General features: G+C 39.6%; 8 protein-coding genes and 1 pseudogene. 3 read left to right on the forward strand and 6 right to left on the reverse strand.

Annotation, left to right across the window (positions count from 1 at the left end; translation table 11 throughout):
* On the forward strand, positions 1 to 251 hold a 251-nt coding region (locus tag G625_RS20140; protein ID WP_044932518.1), incomplete at its 5' end, for a transposase.
* A 250-nt stretch (positions 252 to 501) separates the two neighbouring features.
* Here the strand turns inward: G625_RS20140 and G625_RS23660 are convergent.
* From G625_RS23660 to G625_RS0114045, 5 genes and pseudogenes are all read right to left on the reverse strand, one after another.
* Positions 502 to 594 (reverse strand): annotated as a pseudogene (locus tag G625_RS23660) (SEC-C metal-binding domain-containing protein); the annotation flags it as partial.
* Positions 595 to 1,720: 1,126 nt separating this feature from the next.
* Complete coding sequence (locus G625_RS23080; RefSeq protein WP_242826643.1) at positions 1,721 to 1,894, reverse strand: hypothetical protein; 174 nt, start codon at positions 1,892 to 1,894, stop codon at positions 1,721 to 1,723.
* Positions 1,885 to 2,475: a GNAT family N-acetyltransferase gene (locus G625_RS20145; RefSeq protein WP_242826644.1), complete on the reverse strand. Its 591-nt coding sequence runs from the start codon at positions 2,473 to 2,475 to the stop codon at positions 1,885 to 1,887. The genes G625_RS23080 and G625_RS20145 overlap by 10 nt, the downstream gene beginning before the upstream one ends.
* A gap of 26 nt (positions 2,476 to 2,501) precedes the next feature.
* Positions 2,502 to 2,945 carry a flavodoxin family protein gene (locus G625_RS0114040; RefSeq protein WP_029201604.1) on the reverse strand — a complete coding sequence of 148 codons (444 nt, stop codon included), beginning with the start codon at positions 2,943 to 2,945 and terminating at the stop codon, positions 2,502 to 2,504.
* Positions 2,946 to 3,282: 337 nt separating this feature from the next.
* The gene (locus G625_RS0114045; protein WP_156885148.1) at positions 3,283 to 4,173 is read right to left on the reverse strand and encodes a hypothetical protein; all 891 of its coding nucleotides are present in this window, start codon (positions 4,171 to 4,173) and stop codon (positions 3,283 to 3,285) included.
* 288 nt (positions 4,174 to 4,461) lie between these two features.
* On the opposite strand from G625_RS0114045, the gene G625_RS20150 reads away from it, so the two are divergent.
* Positions 4,462 to 4,836, forward strand: a complete 375-nt coding sequence (locus tag G625_RS20150; RefSeq protein WP_084152917.1) for a branched-chain amino acid transporter permease — start codon at positions 4,462 to 4,464, stop codon at positions 4,834 to 4,836.
* Positions 4,837 to 4,946: 110 nt separating this feature from the next.
* Positions 4,947 to 6,296: an ATP-binding protein gene (locus G625_RS0114055; protein WP_029201606.1), complete on the forward strand. Its 1,350-nt coding sequence runs from the start codon at positions 4,947 to 4,949 to the stop codon at positions 6,294 to 6,296.
* Between the two features lie 230 nt (positions 6,297 to 6,526).
* Here G625_RS0114055 and G625_RS0114060 read toward each other — a convergent pair.
* Positions 6,527 to 6,927 (reverse strand): zinc ribbon domain-containing protein (locus G625_RS0114060; RefSeq protein WP_029201607.1); only part of this gene is annotated, 401 nt, incomplete at its 5' end.

Genomic DNA, 6,927 nt, shown 5'->3' on the forward strand with positions numbered 1-6,927 from the left:
GTCGGATAAAAGTATTCGTAGAACTTCAGCGAAAGATCAGACGTCATTATGACGCCATACTAGCAACCATGAAATACCATCTGACAAATGCAGTGCTTGAAGCCACTAACCGCAAGATTAAGTTGTCAATCTACATGGCTTACGGCTTCAGGAACATGGACAACATGCTTGATATGATCATGCTCCGTTGTTCTGATATAGAAGTCCGTCTGCCTTGGGAATACAATCCTGTTCTGCCTGCTGTAGCGTAGCTGATTGTCTCCCCTGTATCAAGGGCGCAAGCGCCGCTTCGCGGAAACCCTTGACACAGGGCATCCAACCAGCTTGTTGGCAGTCAAGCAGAACAAAGATAGGGTGTGTAGCCGAGGCTACTACTCAACCCACACAAACTGATGAAGCCTCATACTTTTTGAATATTCTCTCTTATTAACGAAACAATTTCTTAGCCTAGAATTATCTCTTCTTAAGTATCTTCTTTTACAGGCTGGAATTCTTCCGTCATTAGTTTCTTCCGCAACACTTCTTATATTTTTTTCCTGATCCGCATGGACATGGATCGTTTGGATAAACTTTCCTGGTAGCTGTTTTCATCGGACCATTAATACCTGAAGGCATACCAAAAACAGGGATCTCTCTGGAATCTCCATCAAAATCAACCCCAAATCCCATCTGTCTTAACTTAGGTGCAGCCTCTTCGAGCATTTTTGCAGCCTTTGAACTCGCCGGTACTATGGTCGGCATCTTGCCGGGATTCATCTTTGGTCTTGGCATAGCAGAAGGAGTATATCCCCTGTTCAACATCAAATTGGTATCATTGCATAGTGGCATGAATAAACTGACTATCTTCTTTACCTGTTCTTCACTCGTAAATTCAAACTGATCCCAGAACCACTGCATTGTTCCGTGTGGATCATCATCTTCAAAAAGTTTATCCCAAAGATCCAACAACAGATTTTCCGCCTTTTTCTTATCAAGCTTCATTTCCGTTATAATAAACTGCTTCATATCCTGATAAGTCTTTTTAGAGATAAGAGCACCCCATATAAAGTACTCTTCGATTTCTGCTTCTGTAGGAATATAGTAAGGCTTGTCACCTAATGCCCTGAGAAGACTTACCAATGAATCCTTATGGGCGATATATACAATGCTTATAAATGACCCTTGGTAAAGAAGCATATTTTTCTTATCTTCAGGTATATGCGTATAAATCTCTGTCAGCTCTTCCTCATTTATGTGTATGCCCTTTTTGACATTGACCATCTCAAGAAAAACATCCATTGGAACATAAGCACACATGTCATATGCCCATTGAAAACACTTGAATACCCATGATGCTTTCTTCCGATATTTTTCGAATTCATCTCCTGCTATTTTCTTCTTATAGATATCCCAGACATCTGTTAGTGTAGAAAAGCCGGTAGTATTTTCAAAATCAGCAACTTCCAGCTCATTAAGCATACAGGCAAGATCATGATCCTTATAATCATCAGAATCAATCTTAACCCACTCTTTAGAACCCTTTGTCAGTAATTCCATTGACCTGTCATCAAGAGTAGCAAGTCTGTAAAACAGATTCTTTGGCTCCAAAATGCACTCGGCAATCTTATCGATTATTTCTGATTTCCTAAGTTTAGATAATCCTTTGATATATAATTCCCTGGCAAAAAGCTTGAGGGACTCCTTATCAAACTTATCCATTTTTTCTCTGAATGATATAAGATCAGCCATTTCTATTCTCCGTATATCCGATTCTGTCAGTAACAAGTTCTGCCCACGCAGGCACAAATCCCGAACCAAGAGCAACTTTCTGTGAAGCAATGTGGGACATAGATGTTCCATAATACGGAAGCCTGTTCATCCCCAAAATCTCGTTCTTTAGTAAAGTCACAAGCATTTTCTTATCCCTTTTGCTTTTACTTCAGGATCAACATTTATTCCAATCTGCCACATTACAGGACTGTCCATACTTGCGCCGGCCATGCCGAGTATTTTGTCATCCTTAACAGCTGCAACTCCTATTACGTCCGGTGCTGTCTCACAGAAGGTAAAAGCTTCATCAAAGCGAGGATCTCGTCTGAACTGCTCGATCTCACTGTCACGATACCAACGTATTTCGTAATCCGCAGTATCAACTTCCGACTTCTTCTCAGCAATATAGAAAGGATGAACCATACCTATCTGGAACCCATCCTGGCTGAGTCTATCATTTAACTTATGCATGTTCTTTGCCTCGAAGAACCATTCGGATTTAGCGTTGGCATATTTATCTCTGCACCAGTCGATAATATCCTTTTGTCCTGTGAAAAGGAGTTTTCCGTTCACGGCTATTATCTTCAGGAACATCTCATCTTTTTCATGAAACCTGCGTCTTAGTTCTAGAGGTCTATACTCTTTAAAGTGATTCTCTTTATCTATTATTTCAAAACTGGAACAGCAGTAATCAATTGCCAGCTGTCCGCGTAATATGTCATTCATTTGTGTTTTTAAAGTCCTTCGTGTTTTTAGATAATGCTGTTATAGAAATCAACCGCCGCCTGTATCTCTTTCTCTGTTGGATGCCCCTTCCTGATACCTCCGACCAAACGAAATGGGCCGAACGTGTCAAATCCTTTGCAGATATATCTCCCTACCTCTTTGCAATTTTTATTTTCTGTTATTCTTGCTATAGCATTAAAGTTGCTTTTCATCGGATTACCGGCCGTGGCAATGAAAAATACATCTTTTCCTGATGGAAGGTTAACCTTGGCAAAATTTAATATCTGCTCAGAAAACTTTCCAAAATATATTCCGGAAGCAAATCCGATTTTATCGTAGCCACTTAGATCAAATGTATTCCTTGAAGTAACATCTACTAACTCTACATCCGTATGTTCAGCTGCAATAGCATCTAGTATCTTTTTTGTATTCCCATGATGTTTACTGTAATAAATAATAGCTGTTGCCATATCGACACTCCTGTCATTTACTATTGTTCTTAGCATATAATATAAGCGTTTTTAATAACAAATACCATTATTGACGTGCTGAAATAGAATTCAAAATTTGACGGTAGTAGGTGTATATGCTACCATCATATTTAACAATGATGACTCTGTGCCAGATATGTTTTATCTCGATCATACCTCAGTAAAACTTATTAGATTCCTAGTATTGGCTTAGACATCATTCCTATTCTCACACTAAAATTTGTCAACAAACGCTATTCCTAAAATCCAAGGAATCATAATACTTTTTATTCCTCTTAATTTTCTATAAATCATTCGTGTTTGTACATCTAACTTCTTAACTTGCAATCTTGATTTCAGCTTCTCCAATGTCATAGATCAGCCCTGAATCGCATAAGGTTCCCCAGCTGAAAACGGTATTTATCTGTCCGGCACCACCACAGAGATCAAGATCCCCGGCTTGCCACGGGGCAGTAACTCCATAATAGCCGTAACTGCTTTCAACTTCGTGTCCGACAGAAGCTGCACCATCCGAAATATTATCCGGTCCGGCAACTTCATCACGTGTCAGCCATGCGGTCTGATCAGCTATGAAACGTGCAGCAATATCCTCGTTGTAGCCCATATCTGTTAGCACAGCAAGTCGTTCTTCTTCACTGTTTTCACTTACTACTATCTCGACTACCTCTTTATACTTATCGATATCCAATGTTCCGGTTCGAACCGTAGCGGGACTTTTAGGGACACTTCTCTGTGAATCATCCGGATAGCTTCCATCTTTGTTTCTTCCGTAGGACATGGAATACCCGCCATCTCCTCCGTCTCTGCTCACTTCAACTGTTCCGGAAAGCTCTTTGATTGATGCTATGCTCTCGGGTAAAAAACCACCATAGTGCGGCCATGCAAGGTTAAAATGAAGATCTCCATTATTATCAAACAGAACTATCGTCCACTTAGCATTACGTGGAGTTATAAGGTCATATGCTGTCACCGTCCAATTCTCATCACTATTTTTTACAAGATCATATATCTCCTGCCCGGTAAGATTAGAAAATTCTTTTTTTTTCTGGTCCGATGTCAGCTCATTAAAACTGCTGTTAGTAATGGCTGCGCCACTCTCCTGTTTTTGAAACGGCCTATATACGATCAAGAATGACAGGATACCCGCAACAATCAGCATAACAAAGAACACCATTGGGTTCTCGTTATTAAGATGCTTTCGATCCAATTTAATCACCTCCATGTCAGTTATAAATCCATACTCCTCCTACCATTTATTTCGACTATAGCATTTAATGTAATTAGATTTTTAATTGTTAAAAGACCATGAATTGCTCAAAATCCTTGATATGCCAAGCTTTGCTTTTATCTGAGGAAAGAGATTTTTGCTTCCTAACCATATTTTTTTTTGAGTTAGGGTGCAAAAATGAATTACATTTGCAAACTACATTCCGCTTTCAATGCTGATGATCACTTTAGTGCTGACGTTGGTCCGTAACAGGAAGGAGGATACCAGATGAGGTCAGGTATACTTATATCAATAATGGCTATAGTTACAATGCTGCTTATATTTTTTCCCTTCTGGATTTTAAAAATAGATACGCCAAAGTATATTTCATGCCTGGGTGATGTTTTACCTTCAGTAATCATCGGAATGCTGGTGGTTTATTGCCTGAAAGATACAGATATTATAGCTGTACCCCATGGTTTTCCGGAGCTTATTGCAGCTGCAATCGTGGCAGGACTGCAGATATGGAAGCAAAACGTGCTGGTAAGCATATTGTCAGGGACGGTGGCATATATGCTGATGGTTCAATTGATTTTTTTATTATATATTTTAACAAGCTGTTGGGAGAAAGCGCAGCCTTTGCGACACGATTCGGTCTATTAATGTGATTCGCTTTTCGTTATTCGGTCGAAAAATGCAATTTTTGATTGAATGTTCGGCCAAAAAACGTTATTATCTGCTTGTAGGTATATTAGATGTAAGGAGCAATTCTTATGGATAGAATGGCGTTTGAAGAACTAAAAAAATGGAAGAATAAAAAGCGCAGAAAACCTTTGCTTGTGACAGGCGTTCGTCAATGTGGGAAGACATTTCTGATAAAAGCTTTCGCAGAAAGTGAATTTGAAGATCTTGCTTATTTTAATTTTGATGGAAATGAAGGATTAAAGTCCGTATTTGATTACGATTTTGATACTGACAGAATAATAGACGAACTCGGAAGTGTGGTTAGGGGAAAAAAGATCACTCCCGGAGCAACATTGGTATTCTTTGACGAGATACAGGACTGTCCCAGAGCTATACAGTCACTCAAATATTTCTGTGAAAATATGAGCGACCTTCATATTGTAGCTGCAGGATCCCTTTTAGGCGTTTCTCTGAGGAAAGAGGGAATATCTTTTCCAGTAGGTAAGGTGGACAGACTTGAGATGTTCCCCATGAGCTTTGAAGAGTTCGTTATTGCCGATGGTGGAAATAAGTATATTGATGGATTATCAAAGCTGCCTTATGAAAGAGAGATTCCGGAGCTTTATACTGTTCCACTGGAAAAATACCTGAAAAACTATTATATAGTTGGTGGAATGCCTGAAGCTGTTCAGACATGGATTGATACGCATGACTATGCTGAGGTTGAAGAAGTACAGAACCGGATTCTCAAAGACTACGCCAATGATTTTGGAAAACATACCACTCCTGAAACTGCAACGAAGATAAAGCTAATATGGGATGCCATTCCTACTCAGATAGCAAAGGATAATAATAAATTCATATTCTCACATGTAAAAAGCGGGGCAAGGGCAAAGGATTTAGAAGATGCTCTTGAATGGATTGTCAATGCCGGATTAGCGTATAAACTGAACATGGTTCCGACTCCGGAAATACCTCTGTCAGGCATGGCTGACAATACATATTTCAAGGTTTATATGTCTGACGTAGGCCTTTTAAGGAAGAAATCCAATATAAATTACCGGACAATACTCGATGGTGACGCAGCCTTTATTCACTTTAAAGGTGCACTTACAGAAAACTATGTCATGGTTCAGCTTTGCAGCATGGGAATACAGAGTTATTTCTGGAGAACCAAGGCAGATGCTGAATTGGATTTTCTGACGGATTATGAAGGAGTTCTTCTCCCTATAGAGGTTAAAGCTGCAGATAATACCAAGGCAAAGAGTCTCCATCTTTTCTGCAACAGATATAAGCCAAAGATTGCCGTAAAAACATCTCTTAAAAATGTGGGAGATATCATGGATGGTGAGACACATATTTGGAGCATACCCTTGTATGTTCTGTTCAGATTAAAAGGATATATTTTCCATGAGATGAATTGGAAAAATAATCAGTAATCTATTTTTATTCACCACTAAAAATTACTACTTATAGCAGAGTCAATTACCCCGACCCTAAAGGGCCTGGGCTTGTAACTCATCCGTAGGGTCCTAACGTCATAATACTATGCTCCCTTACTGTGCAGGTTTAACTGCATCCCCGTGGTACAACGGGACTATGGTTACATCACCGGACGATTGACTTACGCCCGCTTTTTAAACAGTCAGGTCATGCCCGGCTGTTTTGCTTAATCGATTTTTCTGCTCCCAAACCTTGGATTAGTATCTCCTGATACATACATGGTTCCGAGTTCATACAGGTTTATGGCACCAACACGATCATCATTGGAACGATAACCGCAGGCATCACATATATACTCATGTATATCATGATGTCTGTTGAGCTTGTGTATCCTGCCACACTTAGGGCATCTCTGTGATGTATAGGATGCATCAACCTTTAGTACGAATGAGTCGGTTTCCTTTACCTTGTATGAAAGGAATTGCTCCAGCTGATAGAATGACCATGACCTCAACTCACCATTCTGTTTCTTGTTCCATGTGCTAAGATTCTTGTCGTCAAAGCTTACATCCGTAAGGTCTTCAATTACAAAGAGTGTATTTCTGCCATATCTCTTAACGAGTGTCT

Origin of the sequence: Oribacterium sp. NK2B42 (assembly GCF_000424445.1) — a bacterium.
GTDB lineage: Bacteria > Bacillota > Clostridia > Lachnospirales > Lachnospiraceae > Oribacterium.